This is a genomic window from Halarchaeum nitratireducens, from assembly GCF_017874695.1.
Taxonomy (GTDB): domain Archaea; phylum Halobacteriota; class Halobacteria; order Halobacteriales; family Halobacteriaceae; genus Halarchaeum; species Halarchaeum nitratireducens.
Genome location: NZ_JAGIKY010000004.1, coordinates 25,539 through 44,241, shown reverse-complemented (window position 1 = coordinate 44,241; position 18,703 = coordinate 25,539). Strand labels below are relative to the sequence as shown.

At 70.6% G+C, this 18,703-nt stretch carries 17 protein-coding genes; 7 read left to right on the top strand and 10 right to left on the bottom strand.

What is annotated here, in order from left to right; all coding sequences use genetic code 11:
- The first annotated feature begins 17 nt into the window (after positions 1 to 17).
- The gene (locus J2754_RS05525; RefSeq protein ID WP_188878759.1) at positions 18 to 602 is read left to right on the top strand and encodes a DUF6663 family protein; all 585 of its coding nucleotides are present in this window, start codon (positions 18 to 20) and stop codon (positions 600 to 602) included.
- Here the strand turns inward: J2754_RS05525 and J2754_RS05520 are convergent.
- Positions 572 to 1,489 (bottom strand): ketopantoate reductase family protein, encoded by a 918-nt coding sequence (locus J2754_RS05520; protein WP_211086897.1) that lies wholly within the window; start codon positions 1,487 to 1,489, stop codon positions 572 to 574. The two genes, J2754_RS05525 and J2754_RS05520, sit on opposite strands and share 31 nt — an antisense overlap.
- Positions 1,490 to 1,616: 127 nt before the next feature.
- Here J2754_RS05520 and J2754_RS05515 point away from each other — a divergent pair, with 127 nt between their 5' ends.
- Complete coding sequence (locus J2754_RS05515; protein ID WP_188878756.1) at positions 1,617 to 3,410, top strand: DUF7261 family protein; 1,794 nt, start codon at positions 1,617 to 1,619, stop codon at positions 3,408 to 3,410.
- A gap of 3 nt (positions 3,411 to 3,413) precedes the next feature.
- On the opposite strand, the gene J2754_RS05510 is transcribed toward J2754_RS05515, so the two are convergent.
- Positions 3,414 to 4,019 (bottom strand): HalX domain-containing protein, encoded by a 606-nt coding sequence (locus J2754_RS05510; protein WP_211086896.1) that lies wholly within the window; start codon positions 4,017 to 4,019, stop codon positions 3,414 to 3,416.
- A gap of 283 nt (positions 4,020 to 4,302) precedes the next feature.
- Between J2754_RS05510 and ppc the strand changes: the two genes are divergently transcribed.
- The 3 genes from ppc to J2754_RS05495 all read left to right on the top strand — a co-directional run bounded on the left by ppc (position 4,303) and on the right by J2754_RS05495 (position 9,062).
- On the top strand, positions 4,303 to 7,020 hold the full coding sequence (gene ppc / locus J2754_RS05505; RefSeq protein ID WP_211086895.1) for a phosphoenolpyruvate carboxylase: 2,718 nt from the start codon (positions 4,303 to 4,305) through the stop codon (positions 7,018 to 7,020).
- Positions 7,021 to 7,254: 234 nt separating this feature from the next.
- Positions 7,255 to 8,286, top strand: coding sequence for an ABC transporter ATP-binding protein (locus J2754_RS05500; protein WP_188878751.1), 1,032 nt, complete (start codon positions 7,255 to 7,257; stop codon positions 8,284 to 8,286).
- Positions 8,283 to 9,062: an ABC transporter permease gene (locus J2754_RS05495; RefSeq protein WP_211086894.1), complete on the top strand. Its 780-nt coding sequence runs from the start codon at positions 8,283 to 8,285 to the stop codon at positions 9,060 to 9,062. Before J2754_RS05500 ends, J2754_RS05495 begins: the two co-directional genes overlap by 4 nt.
- Here the strand turns inward: J2754_RS05495 and rtcA are convergent.
- On the bottom strand, positions 9,052 to 10,092 hold the full coding sequence (rtcA, locus tag J2754_RS05490) for an RNA 3'-terminal phosphate cyclase (protein WP_211086893.1): 1,041 nt from the start codon (positions 10,090 to 10,092) through the stop codon (positions 9,052 to 9,054). The two genes, J2754_RS05495 and rtcA, sit on opposite strands and share 11 nt — an antisense overlap.
- A 77-nt stretch (positions 10,093 to 10,169) precedes the next feature.
- Here rtcA and J2754_RS05485 point away from each other — a divergent pair, with 77 nt between their 5' ends.
- Positions 10,170 to 10,721, top strand: a complete 552-nt coding sequence (locus tag J2754_RS05485) for a DUF1684 domain-containing protein (RefSeq protein ID WP_211086892.1) — start codon at positions 10,170 to 10,172, stop codon at positions 10,719 to 10,721.
- A 129-nt stretch (positions 10,722 to 10,850) separates the two neighbouring features.
- Here J2754_RS05485 and J2754_RS05480 read toward each other — a convergent pair whose 3' ends face one another.
- The 5 genes from J2754_RS05480 to J2754_RS05460 all read right to left on the bottom strand — a co-directional run bounded on the left by J2754_RS05480 (position 10,851) and on the right by J2754_RS05460 (position 16,514).
- Complete coding sequence (locus tag J2754_RS05480; RefSeq protein ID WP_188878747.1) at positions 10,851 to 11,831, bottom strand: transcription initiation factor IIB; 981 nt, start codon at positions 11,829 to 11,831, stop codon at positions 10,851 to 10,853.
- A 478-nt stretch (positions 11,832 to 12,309) separates the two neighbouring features.
- Positions 12,310 to 12,735 (bottom strand): DUF7112 family protein, encoded by a 426-nt coding sequence (locus tag J2754_RS05475; protein WP_188878745.1) that lies wholly within the window; start codon positions 12,733 to 12,735, stop codon positions 12,310 to 12,312.
- 50 nt (positions 12,736 to 12,785) lie between these two features.
- Positions 12,786 to 13,832 (bottom strand): ABC transporter permease, encoded by a 1,047-nt coding sequence (locus J2754_RS05470; RefSeq protein ID WP_188878743.1) that lies wholly within the window; start codon positions 13,830 to 13,832, stop codon positions 12,786 to 12,788.
- Positions 13,825 to 15,630, bottom strand: a complete 1,806-nt coding sequence (locus J2754_RS05465) for an ABC transporter permease (RefSeq protein ID WP_211086891.1) — start codon at positions 15,628 to 15,630, stop codon at positions 13,825 to 13,827. The genes J2754_RS05470 and J2754_RS05465 overlap by 8 nt, the downstream gene beginning before the upstream one ends.
- Entirely contained in the window at positions 15,627 to 16,514 is an 888-nt protein-coding gene (locus J2754_RS05460) for an ABC transporter ATP-binding protein (RefSeq protein WP_188878739.1), read from the bottom strand. Before J2754_RS05460 ends, J2754_RS05465 begins: the two co-directional genes overlap by 4 nt.
- Positions 16,515 to 16,617: 103 nt before the next feature.
- On the opposite strand from J2754_RS05460, the gene J2754_RS05455 reads away from it, so the two are divergent.
- Positions 16,618 to 17,184 (top strand): hypothetical protein, encoded by a 567-nt coding sequence (locus J2754_RS05455; protein WP_188878738.1) that lies wholly within the window; start codon positions 16,618 to 16,620, stop codon positions 17,182 to 17,184.
- 4 nt (positions 17,185 to 17,188) lie between these two features.
- On the opposite strand, the gene J2754_RS05450 is transcribed toward J2754_RS05455, so the two are convergent.
- A complete protein-coding gene (locus J2754_RS05450) occupies positions 17,189 to 17,953 on the bottom strand; it encodes a helix-turn-helix transcriptional regulator (RefSeq protein WP_211086890.1) in 765 nt (254 codons plus the stop codon).
- A 194-nt stretch (positions 17,954 to 18,147) separates the two neighbouring features.
- Positions 18,148 to 18,672: a lysylphosphatidylglycerol synthase domain-containing protein gene (locus J2754_RS05445; protein WP_211086889.1), complete on the bottom strand. Its 525-nt coding sequence runs from the start codon at positions 18,670 to 18,672 to the stop codon at positions 18,148 to 18,150.
- Between the last annotated feature and the right edge of the window lie 31 nt (positions 18,673 to 18,703).

Genomic DNA, 18,703 nt, shown 5'->3' with positions numbered 1-18,703 from the left:
CCCCCGTCCCCTCGTCTGTGACACCCACGACGACCGGGACGTACCGCGTTCGCTCGCGGTCGTCCGACGGCCGCCTCCGCTGCGTCTCCCTCGACGACGGCGCGGTGGTCGACGTCGCGCCCACCGAGTCGCTACGCCCCGGCTACCGCTTCGACGGTGACCTCGCGTGGGACGACGGGGCCGCGCGCGTCGCCGCTCACGAGGTCACGGACCGCACGCTCTTCGCGTACGCGGACGGCGTCGCCAACCTCTTCGAGGCCGCCCTCGACACGTGGGAGGAAGCGCGTCACGAGAACAGCGGCGTCAACGCCCGCCCGACTTACGACCAGTCGGGCGAACCGAACGGCGCCGTCTACACCTTCGCCGAACAGGCCGGCGAGCGCGACGTCTACGCCGAACTCCGCGACGGCACCGCGCCGCTCGAACCCCTCCTCGAACGGTTCCGCGACGGCGAGGCGGGCTTCGACGCCCCGAACGAGGTCTTCGTCCTCCGCCCCGCGACGCACGGCTTCGTCCTCGTCTACCTCGTCGCCGAGAAGAGCGGCGTCCTCGCCGACACCGTCCGCGACACTTACGGGTGTCCGCGCTCCGACGCCGCCTGAGCGAGACGCACGAGATCCGCGAGCGTCCGATTCACCGGCGCGGGGAGGTCGTGCTCGGCCGCGCGCGCGACCACCGCGCCGTGGAGCGCCTCGATCTCCGTCTCGCGTCCCGCCTCGACGTCCTGGCGCATCGAGGAGACGTTCGACGCCGTCCGCTCGGCGACCGTCACCGCCTCCGCGATCGGATCGCCGACGTCGACGCCCTCGGCGCGGGCCACCCGCGCGGCCTCGGCGACGGCGCGCCGGAGGAGGCGACTGCCGGACGCGTGCTCCGCGAGCGCGCCGTTCTCGACGCGCGCGAGCGCCGTCGACGCGTTGATTCCGACGTTCACGAGCACCTTGTGCCAGAGCGCCGTCCGCGGGTCCGTGACGACTGCGGTGTCGATCCCCGCAACGGAGAGCGTCGCGGCGAGGCGAGCGGGCGCGTCGTCGGTGGGTCCGTCCCACCGACCGAGACGGGTGTCGCCGACGCCCGCGTGCCGGACGACGCCGGGGTCCGCCACGACCGCGCCGTGGCTCGTCGTCCCCGCGAGCACCGACTCGAAGCGGCCGGCCAGCGTCTCAGCGTTTCCGAGGCCGTTCTGGAGCGTGGCGACGTGCGCGTCCGCGAGCGCGCCGCGCCACTCGTCGGCGGCGTCGGCGGTCGCGTGGCTCTTGACGAACACCAGCGCGGCGTCGAGGGACGGCGCGGCCGCGGGGTCGGTGACGACCTCGACGTCGACGGCGGCGGACGGGCCGTCGACGCGCTCGATCCGGAGACCGCGCTCCCGGATCGCGTCGACGTGTGGTCCCTCGTGGGCGAGCAGGGTCGTCGCCGCCCCGTCCGCCGCGAGCAGACCCGCGAACAGCGATCCCATCGACCCCGCGCCGAGCACCCCGACGTGCATACCCGTCACCTCGCGGCGTCGGCGGGTGAGCCTTGCGGTGTCGCGCGTCCGACACCGAGGTCGGGTCGGCGGCGTCGACGTCGGGGCGGGAAGCTATTTCCCGGCGGGTCGACAACGGAGTGCACGAATGGACGAACCGCGCGGCGACGAGCGGGGCCAGCTCATCCTCATCGCCGGCATCGGCATCGCCGTCGCGCTCGTCGCGCTCGCACTCGTCCTCAACAGCCTCGTCTTCACGCAGTACCTGGCGACGAAACCGACCGCCGACGGGAGCGACGCCATCGCGTACGAACGCGCCGTCGAGGACGGCGTCCGCGGACTCGTCTCCGAGGCGAACTATCGGGAGTACGGTCCCGGAGTCGACGAGACCGTCGAGGACGGGATCGCCGGGAACTGGTCCGACTCGCTCACGAAGCAGTACGGGGCGCACGGGACGCTCGTGAACGTTTCGGTGCGCACCGTCGAGGAGGGGACGAGCGTTCACCAGGACGACGCGCGCCGCTTCACCAACGCCTCCGGGAGCGGCAACTGGACGCCGATCGAGAGCGCGGACGGCGTCCGCGGGTTCCGGCTGACGGTCACGAACGCGAGCGAGACGAGCGCCGACCGCCCGCTTCGCGTCAACGTGACCCTAGATGGGGGACTGACGACGCCGGTCGAGATCTACGACGACGGGACCGGCGTCGTCCTCAACGACACCACCGAGGAAGACACCGTGTCCGACGGCTTCTCGACTCCCGCGACGATCAACTTCTCGAACGGGAGCGTCGACGGCCGAGAGACGGACGAGCTCGCGTTCTACGACGGCCCGAACGTCACGCAAGTCTCGATCGCGAACGGCGATCGGGCGGTCGGGAAGTACGTCGCCGTCGCGAACGACACGGGTGCGGGCGGCGTCACGTCGGCGGACGACTACCAGACGACGACCGATCGCTCGCCGTACGCCGTCGACGCCGTCTACGCGACGACGCTGCACGCGACCTACGTCGGCCCGGACGTGACGTACGAGACCGGACTGCGCGTCGCGCCGGACGCGTTCGGCGCGGGGCCGAACGGACTGGCGTCCGAGTACGGCGTCTTCGGGCCCCCCGGGGGCATCGTCTTCACGTACAACGACGCGCCGACGAACCTCGCGGTGACGAACGCGACGGGCGTCGATCCGCGACGCTTCTCGCCGACGGACGCGACCGTGATCGGTCCGCGCGAGTACGACTTCACGGGCGACGACGTCCTCGATACCCCGTACGTCGATAGCTCCGGCGCGCTCTCCCTCACTAACGAAAGTGGGACGACGAGAATCGCGACCGACGTCGATCACACCAAGTCGCTACTCGCCGTCGGCTACTGGAACGGTACCGGGCCGTCGATATTCTACACGAAGCCCGGCGACGGACGGGTGTACCGAGTCGCCCCCAGCGAGAACCCGACCGTCGTGCTTGACAACAGCGCCAACGGTGGCGTCGACGGCGTCAGCGGAATCGGCGACGTCGACGGCGACGGGGAGAACGAACTGGTGTTCGTCGGCGGTAGCCAAGAGCAGTACGTCTACCAGCCGGAGGGCGGGAAAGCGACGCAGATCTCGAACGGGAAGGCGGCGCAGAATCAGGGTGTCGGCGCATCTCAACCGACGGATTTCGACGGCGACGGGGTCGCGCGGGTGCCCCGCGTCGACGGCTCGGGTAACCTCAATCTCGTCGACGTGCGTGACGGAACGAACGAGAAAATAGTCTCGGGCGGCGTCGCCAAATCGCCCATAACTGCCTACGACATCGACGGCGACCGCGCGCTTGAGATCGTCTACGTGAACACGAACAGTCACCTGATGTACGCGGACAACGTGACCGGGACGGCGATGACAGAGCCGCTACGCAATGCGACCGGGGAGGAAGTCCTCGGAAGCAAGGCGACCGGCGTCGCGTAACGCCTACCCTTCGATCTCGCGGAACGCGTCCTCGAAGTCTTGGACCTCCATCAGCGCCTCGTCGACGGTGTCCTTGAGTTCGTCCTTGCGTCGTTCGAGCCGCTGGTACTCGTCGCTGTCGGCGCGTTCCTCCGGGGAGAGTTCGGCTTCGAGGGTGGCGATCTTCTCGGAGACGGCGAAGTACTCCTGCACCTCGTCGTCGTAGTCGGCACGCGCGAGCAGGCGCTCGACGACGTTGACGACGTCCTGGCGCGTGACCGGCTTCACGAGGTATTCGTCGAACCCCATGTCGACGATGTCGACGTCCGGTTCGACGGCGGTGAGCATCGAGACGCGGACGTCGTAGCCGGCGTCGCGGATCGATTCGAGCACCTCGCCGCCGGACATGTCGGGCATCCGTCGATCGAGGAGGACGACGTCGACCGACTCGTCGATCGTCTCCATGGCGCTCTCGCCGTCGTACGCGGTGCGGACGTCGTAGTCGTCGCGGAGCCAGATGGCGTACGTGTCGGCGAGGTCCTGATCGTCGTCGACGGCGAGAACAGTCGGAGGACCGCGCTCGTCCGCGTCGGAGTCGGCGCCGTGGTCCGGGTCGTCGTCGGATGACATGGTGGGGGGAGTGAGGACGGGGGATACTGCGGTGGCTCTAGTGTGGCAGTCCCGAAGTATAGTCTTTAGGCTTTGGCGCGTGGCCGCGCGAGGAGAAACCCGGGTGTGCGCAGGCGACGCACGCGGACGGCGCGTGAGTCGTCGGCGCGACTTCACCCGTCACCGCGGAGCCGAACGGTCGAAACGGGTGTGACACGACGGGCGCCACAGAATTAACTCGGGACCGTGGCAATACTGGGAGAAGTCGGTGCTTTATAGGGATCACGCCGCGGACTACCGTGGCATGGAACTACACGGACGGAGCGTTCGACAGGACGTCCGCGAACTCGGAGAGTTGCTCGGCGACGCCGTCGAGCGACACGCCTCGTCGGCGGCGTTCGAGGCCGTCGAGGACGCCCGAACGGCGGCGATCGCCTATCGACGCGGAGAGGCGTCGAGCCGGGAGGCGCTCCAGCGGATCGTCGAGTCGAACGACGAGGACGTCAACGCCTCGGTCGCTCGCGCGTTCACCACCTATTTCGAGCTCGTGAACCTCGCCGAGGAGCGCGAACGTGTCCGCTCGCTCCGCGAGGGCGAGGACGCCGGGACGCTCGCGGACGGCCTCCCCGCCGCCGTCGAGACGCTCGCCGATCGGGGCGCGAGCGCGGACGACGTCGCCGACGTCCTCGACGCGGTCCGCGTCGTCCCCACCTTCACCGCCCACCCGACGGAGGCCCGTCGAAAGACCGTGAAGGCGACGCTCGTCCGCGTCACCGACCTCCTCGAAGAGCTCGATCAACACCGTCTCACCGAGCGCGAGCAGGCGAACAAGCTCGCGCGCCTCGGCGCGCTCGTCGAGAGCGTCTGGACCACCAAGCAGGTACGCGATCGCCGCCCCGAGCCCTTCGACGAGGCCCGGAACGTCCACTGGTACCTCGCGAACGTCATCTTCGATCAGGTCCCCGAGGTGTACGCGCGCATCGAGGACACGCTCGCCGAGCAGTACGACGATCCACCGGCCGTCCCCGAGATCCTCGACTTCCGCTCGTGGGCGGGGAGCGACCGCGACGGCAACCCCTACGTCACCCCCGAGGTGACGAGCAAGACCTTAGAGCGCCAGCGCCACATCGCCGTCGAGAAATACCGCGAGACGCTCGACGACGTCTCCGGCGTGCTCAGTCAGGACGCCTCGCGCATGGACCTCGGGAGCGTCGAGGCGTCGCTCAACCGCGATGCGGAACGCGTCCCGTCGCTCGTCGCCGAGACGCGCGAACGCTACCCGGACGAGCCGCTGCGCCAGAAGGTGCTCGTCATGTGGCGCCGCCTCGGGCGCATCGCGGACGTTCGTCCCGGAGGGTACGACGACGCCGACGAGTTCCTCGCCGACATCGACGTCGTCGAGGACGCGCTGCGCGCCAACGGCGCCGACCGCATCGCCGACGAGTACCTCGACCCCCTCGAACGACAGGTCCGGACCTTCCGGTTCCACCTCGCCAGCCTCGACCTCCGCGACCACCAGGAGATGCACACCGGCACCTTGGAGGAGGCCCTCGAACGCGAGGGCATCGATTACGCGGGGATGGACGAGGGCGAGCGCGTCGAGTTCCTCACCGAGGCGATGCTCCAGGCGGACCCCGTCCTCGATCTGGCCGACACCGAGGGGCTCTCCGAGGACGCGACGCGCGTCTGCTCGCGCTTCGACGCGCTCGCCGACTGGCACGCCGAGTACGGCGAGGCCGCCATCGACACCTACTGCATCAGCATGACCGAGCGTCCAAGCCACGTCCTCGAAGTGCTCTTCTTCGCGGATCAGGCGGGCGTCGTCGACCTCCCCGAGCACTGCGGGCTCGACGTCGTCCCGCTGCTCGAAACCGAATCCGCGCTCGGGAACGCCCGCGAGACGATGGAGACCCTCTTCGACAACGAGGCCTACAGCGCCGCCGTGGAGGCCCGCGGGAACGTCCAGGAGGTCATGCTCGGCTACTCGGACTCGAACAAGGAGAACGGCTTCCTCGCCGCGAACTGGGCGCTCAACGAGGCCCAGCGGAAACTCGCCGACATCACGGACGACCTCGGCGTCGAGTTACGGCTCTTCCACGGCCGCGGGGGCTCGATCTCCCGCGGCGGCGGCCCGATGAACGAGGCCCTCCTCGCCCTCCCGCCCGAGACCGTCACCGGCGAGGTGAAGTTCACCCAGCAGGGCGAGTCCATCGCCGACACGTACGGCAACCCCTACATCGCCGAGCGGAACCTCGAACAGATGCTGAACGCCCAGCTCCGCGCGCGCTACGACGCGGTCGACCGGGGCGAGCGCGACGCCGCGTCCGATCGGGGCGACGCCATCGATCCCGACTGGATCGAGGCGATGGAGACGATGGCACCCGCGGCCCACGAGGCCTATCGGGACCTCCTCGACACCGAGGGGTTCGTCTCCTACTTCGAGCAGGCGACGCCGATCACCGTCATCGAGGAACTGAACATGGGGTCGCGGCCCGCGAGTCGCTCCGCGGAGCGCAGCGTCGAGGACCTGCGCGCGATCCCGTGGGTGTTCTCGTGGACGCAATCGCGCTGCGTCGTCCCCGGCTGGTTCGGCCTCGGGACCGGTATCGAGGCCTATCTCGACGCGGGCGGCGACGTCTCGACGCTCCGCGAGATGTACGAGGCGTGGCCCTTCTTCCGCACGACGATCGACAACGCGTCGATGGCGCTCGCGCGCACCGAGATGGAGGTCGCCGCCGAGTACGCCGCGCTCGCCGAACCGGACCTCCGCGAGCGGATCTTCCCCACGATCGAGGCGGAGTACGAACGCGCGAGCGAGGGCGTCCTCGACGTGCTGGAGTCCGAGGAGCTCGTCGCGCGCGACTGGCTCGCCGAGAGCCTCGAACGCCGCAACCCCTACGTCGACCCGCTCAACGCCCTCCAGGTCTCGCTCCTCCGACAGACCCACCGTACGGAGGAGGCCGAGCGGACGCTGCGGCTCACCGTGAAGGGGATCGCGGCCGGCATGAAGAACACGGGGTAGGCGGGACCGAGCGGAGGGAGGCCCCGCCGAACGGCGAGCGGGGGCGGGGAGCGGCGAGCGGAGAGCACGGCGACCCGCGAGCGCCACCGAGCGCGGCGCGCGGTCCAGACGGTCCGACGGGACACCGTCTCGAACGCGACGGCCGAGTGCGTGTGACTCGGTCCCGCGGTTCTCGGCGTTATGCCCCGGGTTCCGCCGGTCTTAATCCGGCCCGTCGCCTCCATTCGGACACGAATGCCACCAGCCATCCGCGTCGAGGGTCTGGAGAAGGACTACGGCGACGTCCAGGCGCTCGACGGTCTCGACCTCACGGTCCCCGAGGGGTCGTTCTTCGGTCTCCTCGGGCCGAACGGCGCGGGGAAGACGACGTTCATCAACGTCCTCGTCGGCCTCGTCCGCAAGACCGGCGGCCGCGCGGAAGTCTTCGGCAACGACGTCGAGGAGGACTATCAGGGCGCACGCGACGCCATCGGGCTCGCCCCACAGGAGTTCAATGTCGATCGCTTCTTCCCCATCGAGGAGGTCCTCCACCACAAGGCCGGCTACCACGGGATCCCCGAGGCCGAGGCCGAGGAACGCGCCGCCGAGGCGCTCAAGCGCGTCGGCATCTACGACAAGCGCGACGTCCGCTTCGACTGGCTCTCGGGTGGGATGAAACGGCGCTTCATGCTCGCCCGCGCGCTCGTCACCGACCCCGACCTCCTCATCCTCGACGAACCGACCGCGGGCGTCGACGTCGAGTTGCGCCACGACCTCTGGGAGGTCATCACCGACCTGAACGACGAGGGGACGACGATCCTCCTCACCACGCACTACATCGAGGAGGCCGAACGCCTCTGCGACGAGGTCGCCATCATCGACTCGGGACGGAAGGTGACGGTCGCGACCCCGGACGAGCTCACCGAGAAGGGAAGCGACACCCTCACCGTCTACTGCGAGAGCGCGATCGGGGACGCGCCCGCCCTCGACGACGAGCGGATCGAGCGCGTCGCGGTCGAGGGCGACGCGATCCGCGTTCGCGCGACGAGCGCGAGCGAGGTCGTTCCGAGCGTCCTCCGGCAACTCGAAGCCGCGGGTCACACCCCGCTCGACATCGACATCGAGCGCACCTCGCTCGAAGAGGTGTTCGTCGACCTGACGCGCCGCGAGGCGGGCGCGGACGCCGACGCGGAGAGCCACGAAGCGGCGAGCGACAGCGCGGAGACCGGTGACGGCGACGACGGCGAAGGCGCGGGCGACCGCGTCACCGCGGAGGCGAGCCGATGAGCGAGAGCCGCCTGTTCTCAACGGGGACGAAGACGCTCACGAAGCGCGAGATCCTGCGTTTCCTCCGGCGGCCCTGGAACACCTTCCTCCCGCCCTTCATCACGAACGTCCTCTACTTCTCCGTCTTCGGCGTCATCCTCGGCTCGCGGATCCAGGAGATCCGCGGCGTCCCCTACATCCAGTTCATCCTCCCCGGCCTCGTCGTGCTGGGCGCGATCGGGAACGCCTTCGAGAACGCCTCGTTCTCGATCTTCCACGGCCGGTGGAACGAGTACATCCACGAGCCGCTGACGTCGCCGCTCTCCTACCGCTCGATGGTGTTCAGCTACGTCGCCTCCTCGGCGCTGCGCGGGATCATCATCGGCGTGCTCATCGCGGTCATCGGCGCGGTCTTCACGCCCGTCCACTCGCTCGCCAACCCCGCGTACGCCGTCGTCTTCCTGCTCGTGATCGCCACGCTGTTCGCGGGTCTCGGCGTCATCGGCGGCCTCGTCGCTGACGACTTCGATCACCTCACGGTGCTCAATCAGTTCATCCTCCGGCCGCTCGTCTTCTTCGGCGGGGTCTTCTACAGCCTCGACGCCCTCAGCGGCGCGGCGCTCACCGCCTCCTACCTCAACCCGATGGTCTACATGGTGAACGGCGTCCGCTACGGCGTGCTCGGCGTCTCGGACATCCCGGTCAACGAGGCGCTCGGCGTCCTCGTCGGTCTCACCGCCGTCGTGCTCGCCGTCGACGTCGCGCTGTTCAAGCGCGGCTACGGCCTCACGGACTGAGACCCGACGCGACGCGCACCCGCACGCACTCGTCGCCCGCATCGCCGTCGTCGCCTCCGGCTCCCTCCCCGATCGTCACGTCGACCCCGAACGCGTCGAGCAGGTCGGCGTGCGTCTCCAGGTGATCGCTCCGCTCGGGCGCGACGTACGCGCCGCCCGCGAACGCCGCGAACGGGAGGAGCTGATCCGCGAGGTGGGCGTCGACGCTCGCCGCCGTCGCGTCGAAGCCCTCGAAGGCGGCGACGGCCTCGCGGGCGACGTCTTCGGCGGATTTCCCCCGCTCACCGAGCGCCGAGAAGCCCGCGCGCGTCTCCGCGTACCGGGCGACGAGCGTCACCACCGATCCCGGGGAGTCCGTCTCCGCCGACGCGACCGTCGTCGAGACGTCGCCCGTCACCGCCTCGCTCGCGGCATCCGCCTGGCGCTGCGCCACGTCCGCGTCGGCCAGCGACGCGCTCGCCACCGAGCGGACGTCGATCGCCCGCCGGGGACCGCGCGAGGGGAGCACCAGCGGGTCGATCTCGGAGGGGCGAAGCGTCAGCGTCGCCGCGCCACCGCCCGCGGGGTAGAAGCCGCGGCGATCGGGGGTGACCGTGGCCTCGAGGCCGTGCGCTCGGAGGAGCGGGAGTTTCACGTGGGCGAGGTAATCGAGCGGCGGCGCCCAGCGGACGTCCGTTCCGCCGGTGACGGTCAGCTCGAAGGCGGAATCGAGGCGCGCGGCCAGCGGGAGGACGGCGTCGAAGACGAGCGGGACGCTCCCCGCCGTTCCGATCTCGACGCGCGCCGCGCCGCCCGTCACGGGCCCGGGATCGATCGTCACGCGTTCGGAGCCGACGCTCGCGCCGTCGAGATCGGCGTCGGTGATCGCGGCGAGGGCGTCCAGCGCCGCGACGTGCTGGCGTTTCAGGCCGGGCGACTCACGGGCGGCGCGGACGTCCGTCACCTCGACGGCGTGACCGCTCAGGCAGGCGAACGCGGCGGCGCTCCGGACGAGCTGGCCGCCGCCGTCGGCACCGGAGATCGAGCGCACGTCTCGCCGCTCGCGCGGGCGGGACAAAAGCGCGCCGCTACCGCACGCCTTACCGCGGCGGAGACGGTACGGAGCGTATGCCCGAATCCGACTTCGACGAGCGCGCGTGGCGCGAGCGCATCGCCGAGTACCGCGCGGAGAAAGACGAGTTCCTCGCCGAGCATCCCCAGTCGCCGATCCCGCCCGGCGAGCGCGACGCCTTCGACGGCCTCGACTACTACGCGCCCGATCCCGACTACCGCGTCGTCGGCCGGATCCAGGTCCCGAGCGAACGCGAGGAAATCGAGTTGGCGACGACGGCCGGCCCGGATCGGACCTACGAGCGCGCCGCGACGATCGGCTTCACGCTCGCGGACGAACACCACGTCCTCGAAGCGTACGCCGCGCCCGCGCAGGAGGGACTCTTCGTCCCGTTCACGGACCCGACGAACGGCGAGGCCACGTACGAGCGGGGACGATACCTCGAACTCGACGTCGAGGCGTTCGAGACCGAGGACGACGTGATAGTCGACTTCAACACCGCGTACAGTCCCTTCTGCGCGTACGACGACGGGTTCGCGTGCGTCGTGCCGCCCGCGGAGAACCGCGTGAGCGTCCCGGTCGAGGCGGGCGAGCGCACTCGGGAGTGAGAGTGGCGGTGAGTGAGTAAGAGGGAGAGAGCCGTCGCTACGCGCGATGGCGTCGGGAGAAGACGAATCGAACGCGTGCGACGAGCCGTCACACGGCGCGGGGCCGCGCGGAGGACACCGGAGATCCGCTTACGCCGCGTTCTCGGCGGCTTCGAGGAGCTCCTGGTAGCGGTTGCGGATCGTGACCTCGGAGACGTCCGTCACCTCGCTGACCTCGCTCTGCGTGACCTTCTGGTTGGCGAGCAGGCTCGCGGCGTAGATCGCGGCGGCGGCGAGGCCGACCGGGGACTTACCGCTTGTGACCCCCTGGTCGCCGGCGGTCTTCAGGAGGTCGCGGGCCTGACGCTCGACCTCGTCGCTGAGGTCGAGTTCGCTGACGAAGCGCGGGACGTAGCTCGCGGGGTCGGCGGGGGCGACTTCGAGGTTGAGCTCGCGGACGATGTAGCGGTAGGTCCGCTTGAACTCCATGTCGTCGATGCGCGAGACGGTGGCGACTTCGTCGAGCGAGCGCGGGGTCTGCATCTGACGCGCCGCCGCGTAGAGGGCGGCGGTGGCGACGCCCTCGATGGAGCGACCGGGGAGGAGGTCCTCGTCGAGCGCGCGGCGGTAGATGACCGACGCGGTCTCCCGGACCTCCTTGGGGAGGCCGAGGGCGCTGGCCATGCGCTCGATCTCGCCGAGCGCCTGCTTCAGGTTCCGCTCCTTGCTGTTGCGGGTGCGGAAGCGCTCGTTCCAGGTGCGCAGGCGCTGCATCTTCTGGCGCTGGCGGCTCGACAGCGAGTTGCCGTAGGCGTCCTTGTTCTGCCAGCCGATGTTGGTCGAGAGCCCCTTGTCGTGCATCATGTTCGTCGTCGGGGCGCCGACGCGCGATTTCTGGTCCTTCTCCTGGCTGTTGAACGCCCGCCACTCCGGCCCCCGGTCGATGCCGTCCTCCTCGACGACGAGACCACAGTCGGCGCAGACGGTCTCGCCGTGGGTCTCGTCGGTGCGGAGCGTGCCGCCACACTCGGGACAGACGTCGACGTCGGTTCGCTCGTCGGTCGTCTCCTCGGTCGTGCGCTCTGTTCGCTGACTGTCGCTGGTGTACGTGCGGATCGTGGTGTCGCTCATGATGGATACTCCGGATCCGGTAGGAGAAGAATGTATAAGTTCCTCCGACCGGCGGTTCCTAACCACAGATAAGGTCGACAAGTACTTAAACCCTTCGGTAATGGCAGCGGACAGTGGTATCTACTAACACCCACTACAGGTCCCTTAGAGTCGCCTGAGAGGCGTTTCGTCGTCTCGACGATCGCTGTCACTCGACCGGTATTCTTATATGTTTATCGTGGCAGACGGTCCCACGGTCAGCCGCCGCGCGAGGGAGAGCGGTAGGTCTGTCAAACCGGAAATCGCACCGGTGGCGATGAGCCGTATAGGTACGCCGAAAACGGGTTCGCAACGCTGGTGCGAAGAGCGCAGCGACGACACGGGAGTGGCCGTGACCGCCGGGACGCGGCGATCGGCGAGCGACGGCGCGCTCTCGACGCCGTCGCCACCGAGCTCACCCGCGACGACTACCGCGCGACCTTCCGCGACACCCCGATCCCTAGCCGTCGAGGTCCCGCGCGATGCTCGCCAACCCGTCGTCGGGGGCCTCCGTCGCTGCGTACGTCGCTCGCTCGCCCGGCGCGCGGACCCCGTACTTGTAGTCGGACGTCACGACGTCGAGGTGGATCGTCCGACCGTAGTCGAGATCGAGCGCGTGCAGCCACGCGCGCAGGTGGTTCTCGCCCTCGCCGGGCGTCCGCGCGAGCCGCGGCGACTCGAACGCCCCGCGAAGCACCGCGCTCCCGGAGGCGTCCTCCGCCACCCGCGTGCGGTACTCGGCGTCGTCGACGGCGAGGCGGACCACCTCGCCCACCGGCACCGCGTCGGAGTCGGTGACGCGGAGCTGGGGACGGTTCGTCGATCCGTAGCGTTCGAGGACGGTGTCGACCGTGCGGACGCCCTCGCTGGTGACGCGTTCGACCATACCCCCGGTAGGGTGGCCGGACCGAAGAACGGTTCGGCGGCGGACGGGAGCTACGTGGTCGCCGCCCGGGCCGCGGCGACGCGGGTCGCGGCGTAGCTGACGACGCCGAGGACGATCGCGCCCACGACCGTGAGCCACGTGATCGTCGTCGGCGACCCGATGGCGAGCTTGGCGACGACGTTCTGCGGGCTCTCGGGGAGGAGGCTCGCCGCGCCGAACGCGCCCAGCGCGCCGAAGGAGTAGACGAGCTGAGCCTCGCGGTGTTTCGGGACGGCGAGCGCTGCCGCGACACCGCCGACGACGAGGAGGCCGGTCAGCGCGGTGACGAACCCGAGCGCGGCGAGGGGCGCGTGGATCGGCGTGCCGTTGAGCGCGAGGAACGCGAACCAACACGCGACCTGCGCGGGCGCGATGGCGACGAACGCGAGCGCCTTCCCGTCGACGATCTCGGGGATCGAGAGCGGTGCGCTCCGCAGGAGGTCCCACGTCTCGCGCTCGCGCTCCTCCGCGATGCTGTCGGCGGCGATGGAGCCGCTGATGAACGCCGGCAGGAAGGCGAGCGCGGGGATGAGCACCGTGTAGGTGAACCCGTGATACGTGCTCCCGCCGCGCTCGGGCGGGAGGTCGAGGGGCTGGCGATCGAGGCGCGTCGAGAGGGCGGCGCGGCGCTGGCGCTCGTAGCGCGAGAGCGCCGCCTTCAGCCGACTGACGACGACGGTGGTGGCGAACGAGCCGTCGGGGACGGTGGCGTCGACGTACGTGCGACCGCTGTCGAGGCGATCGGCGACGAGGACGGCGTCGACGTCGCCGCGCTCGAAGCCGGCGCGCGCCGCCCTCTCCGCGTCGTAGTAGGTCGCGTACATGGCGTCGCCGCGATCGACGACCGGCCCGAGGTCGTCGGCGGCGTCGCCCGTCACGCCGACGTCGACGGCCACGGCACCGCCCGCGGCGCCCGGCGCGTAGAGGCTCACGAGGCCGACGACGAGGACGGACGAGAACGCCGCGACGAACAGCTGGATGGCGAGCGCGAGGACGATCGTCTTCTCGCGGCGCAGGGAGGCGAGTTCGCGGCGCGCGAGGACGAGGCGACTATCCAACGGTGGTCACCACCGTGTAGTTGTAGCCGAGGTGGAGGAGAACCGCCCCGGCGAGGGCGATCGCGTACCCCCGCGCGCTCCGGCGCGCCCCGAGCGCCGACACCGAGGCGGTGACCGCGTGGAGGACGAGCGGAGCGGCGAGGAGCGCGAGCGATCCCGCGCCGAGTTCCGCGTTGCCGAACGCCGCGCCGCCGACGGTGAGATCCGAGAGACCGACGAGGCGCGTGAGGAGGAGGAGTTTCTCGCCGAGGAAGAAGCCGACGCCGGAGGCGACGCCGAGCGCGAGCGCCGCCCGCGTGGCGCGCTCGAAGCGCGCGTTCGTGAAGCCGGCGTAGACGTGGACGCTCTTGGCGACCTCCTCGATGACGGCGACGAGTACGAGGACGATCGGCACGGCGAGGTCGGGCGGCGCGACGAACAGCGACGCGACGGCGAACAGTTCGGCGATGAGGACGAAGGGGACGAGCGCCACGGTCAGCAGACCGACGCGCCGGACGGACGTGAGGGGGGCCGCGAGCGCGTCGAGCGCCTTCGCGGGGAGGCGTTTCTGGGTGAAGAGGTCCTCCTCGCGGTAGACGCCGAGGCCGAGGCCGTAGCAGACGACCGCCGCGGTGGCGACCGGGACGGTGGCGAGGAGGAAGCCCCCGAGCTGGAAGGGATCGCCGCGGATGTCGCGGACGACGACGGAGAGCGGGCTGATAGCCGCGATGGGGTGGACCTCGGTGAACACCGCGGGGACGAAGGCGTAGGCCATCAGGACGACCGTGACGGTCACCGTGACGAACGTGAGCTCCTTGTACGAGCGCGCGAAGAGCGCGCCGAGGAAGGTGACGCCGAGGAAGAGCGCGGCGAGCGGGAGGACGGCGAGCACGGACGCGACGCCCGCACCGACCGCGTAGGCGATGGGGACCGTGACGAGCGCGGCCGCGGCGAGATACGGGAGGGTCTTCCCGGCCACGATGTCGGCGCGCGTCGCCGGGGAGACGAGGAGCGGTTCTCCCCGGCGGTCGACCCGTTCGTCGAGCACGCTGGAGCCGTAGGACTGGATGACGACGTTCAGCGGGAGGACGAAGACGAACGCGAGCAACAGCGACTCCAAGGGGAACGGCGGCGTGAGACCGCCGGGCATGTTCGCGGGCGCGCTCGCGTCGCCGCTCACGCTCGGTCCCGCGGTGCCCGCGGATGCGCCGCCTCCGACAGCCGTCGTCGTGCCGGTCCCGTCGCCCGTCGTCGCCCCACTGTCGGCAGTCGTCCCGCCGCCGACGGTCGTTCCGCCGTCGTCCGTCCGCGCGCCGGCCCCGTCGTCGGCGTCGATCGCTGCACTCCCGCCGGAGCCGCCGGCGACGCGCGTCCCGCGCTCGACGTACGAGACGTCGACGGTCACGGGGAACGCGGCGGCGACGTCGTTCTCCGTCGCCATCAGCCGGTCGTTGTACGCCTCGGTGGCGCTTCGCAGGGCGGCGAGCGCCGCGCGCCCCTTCGCGCTGTCGGCGACGACGAAGCCGCTCGTGCCGACGACGGCGACGTCCGCGCGGCCGCGTTCGACGGCGTTCGCGCCCGGCGGGACGGCGCTGAGTCGGTCGTTCAGCGCGACGGGCGCGCGGTAGGGGTTCGCGTCGTCGACCGCGACGCGGTAGACGCCCTGGCCGGGCGTCGGCGCGGACAGGACGAGCGCGGGCGCGACGAGCGCGACGACGAGGAGCGTGCACGCGAGGAGGATCGCCGTCCGTCGGTCGATCGTCCCGGCGTTGCGTCCCGCCTCCCAGCGCGCGATCCGGAGGACGCGTCGCGGGCTCACGCCGGCCCTCCCGTGACGGCGAGGAAGACGTCCTCCAGCGTGGACTCGCGCGTCCGGATGTCGAGGACGTCGCCGCCGGCCTCGGCGGCGCGCTCGCGGACGTCCTCGACGGCGGCCATCGAGTCGACGCGCACGCGGTACCGAGCGCCGTCCCCGCGCTCGGCGTCGAGGCGCTCCGCGCCCGGGACCCCGACGTCCGTGAAGACGCGGTACTCGACGCGGCCGTGCGCGGCGCGGATCTCGTCGAGCGTTCCCTCGGCCGCGATCGCCCCCTCGGAGACGATGGCGACGCGGTCGCAGACCGACTCGACGTGGTGGAGGTCGTGGGCGCTGAAGACGATCGTCTTGCCCCGCGCGGCGAGGTCGCGCGTGAACTCGATGACGACGTTCGTCGTCGTCGGATCGAGCCCCGAGGCGGGTTCGTCGTAGACGAGGACGTCGGGGTCGTTGACGAGCGAGCGCGCGATGGCGACCTTCCGCTTCATCCCCTTCGAGAAGTCACCGACGGGGCGGTCGCGGGCGTCGAGGTCGAGGCGGTCGAGCGCGGCGGCGATCCGCTCGTCCGCCGTCTCCCGATCCACGTCGTAGAGGTCGCCGAAGAACCGGAGGTACGATCGCGGCGTCATGTCCTCGTAGAGCGGCGACTCCTCGGGGAGGAAGCCGAGGGTGCGGCGCATCTCGGGATCGCCGGCGTCGTAGCCGTTCACGACCACCTCGCCCGACGTGGGTTCGAGCAGGCCGGCGAGGGTCTTGAGCGTCGTCGTCTTGCCCGCGCCGTTCGGGCCGACGAGACCGAACACCTCGCCGTCGGCGACCTCGAAGTCGATGCCGCGGACGGCCTCGACGTCGCCGTAGGTCTTCCGCAGACCGGACACGGAGAGCACGTTCGTCCGCGCGACCGGCACCGACAAGGGCGTTACGGCGCACTCGACGCGCGTGTCGCCCGGCCGGTGGACCGTAGTAGCTCGCGGTGATACGTCTCGGACGATGTCGTCACTCCCCTTCGATTGGTCGCCGAGCGGCGAGTCGGAAGTCGGCTTTCGCGGGTACGGAACGCGCGTCCGCCGACTCGTCGGGCGGTCCGTCGTCCTCGCCGCGGGCGTCGTCGCCTTCGGCCTCTCGGTCGGACTGACCTTCGTCGCGTACCTCACGGGCGTCGTCGCGGCGGGTCGGACGCGTCTGCTCTTCGCGCTCTACGTCGTCCTCGCGACGGTGTGGTACGCGCTGACGCTCGTGTGGGGGAACGTCGAACAGCGCCGGACGCGGCGCGCCGACGCCGCCCCCGAGATCGTCCTCGAAACGCGGGGCGGCACGCTCGTCGCCAGCAACGTCGGCGCCGGACCGGCCATCGACGCGCGGATCGCGGTGTCGGTGGGCGGCGAGCGCGTCTACGACGAGCTGTGTCCCGTCCTGCGCGCCGGCGAGCACCTGTCGGTCGCGTCGGCGGTTCGCGACGACGCGGCGGTCGCGCTCGGCGTCTGGTCGGCGACGCGGCTCTCGGACGTCGAGTACCGCGTCGAGCGGACGTACGAGGGCGCGACGCTCCGGACGTAGCCGCTCAGCGAAGAGGGCGGGCGGCCGCCGCGACGCGATCGAGGCGTTCGCGCGCCCACGAGAGGGCCTCGCGGGTGTCGTTGACGAGGAGGAGTGCGACACCGCGATCGCCGCAGGCGAGACAGACGACCCGCCTACCGTCCGGGAGGTGACAGAGCGCGAGGCCGAACGGGTAGGTCGGTTCGACCTCGAAGAGCGTGACCGTCTCCGCTTGGAGGACGGCTTCGATGGGCCCGCGGAAATCGACGAAGAGCGCGTCGAGGATGTCCGGGACGACGTACGCGTCGAGGACGAGTCCCGCGTCGACGCGCCGGCGGAGCGTGTCCATCGCCTCCGGGAGCACGCGCGTGGCGTACAGTTCGACGCGCACGGCCTCCGCCAAGAGGTCGGTCAAAACGGAGACGGGACGGTGCGGCGTCTTCGAATCGGCGTCGACGATCTCGGCGTTTCGCACGACGTCGAGCGTGACGGACGCGGTGGCGGGGAGGGCGGAGAGGGAGGCGGCGCCCGCGAGCGCGTCGACGTCGGCGCGGAAGGCGTCGTGCGCGGCGAGGCCGAGTCGCCCGATCAGCGTGAGAGCGACGGCGCCGTCGCGGCGCTCGACGGCCCCCGTGGCCTCCAGGTCGCGGACCGCGCGATCGACGGTGGAGCGTGAGACGTCGTGCGCGTCGGCGAGCACGCGCTTCGGGACGGCGCCGTCGGCCAGCGTCCGGAGGAACGGTGCACGATCGACGAGCAGTCGTGCGAACTGTTCGGGGTCGCTGGCCATACGCTCCGGTGGTGCGTTCTCGGCGTATAAGCTCGTTGGTACGATCGAAGCGCTGAACGGTATGAATGTACGAAGGATTTATTATCACGTATTGCCCGACGGGAGTCGATCCAACAGGTGAGTTAAACACCGGGCCGTCCCACTCGATACGTGCCGGTGGTTGTCACCGGTTGTGCCTCTGAGTCGTTCCGGGGTCACCGAGTGGTGACCGACGGAACGGCCTTCCGAACGGAGTTCGGCGGCTTTTTTACCACCGTTGCGGCGGTAGGTGTGTGATCGATAACGCCCGCGACGTCCCGTGGTGCGTGACGAGCGCGAGCGACACGGGCGACTATCGGCCGACGGCCGATCCCGCGACGACGAGTGTCGAACGACCGACGGCCGATCACGCGACTGACGGCGGCGAGGACGCGGACGATGTCGCCGCCCACCTGCTCGAACGGCGTGACGTTGTTGGCGAACGACGCGGCCGCGTAGACGAGGACGGAGTCGCCGTAGGGGAGCGTCGGACCGATCGCGCCGAGGACGAGGCGGAGGGCGAACGCCCACGCGCCGAGCCACGTGAGCGCCGCCACGCCGACGAGCGCGATCAGACCGAGGTCGGCGGCCGCGAGCTCCGCGGCCACCTCGCCCGCACCGGCGAGCCAGAAGGGGCCGGCGAGGACGAGCGCCGCGACGAGGAAGCCGACGACGGCCGCGCGGCGGCGGGAATCGAGCACCCCCGCCCCTCGGAATGAGGGACCTGAAACT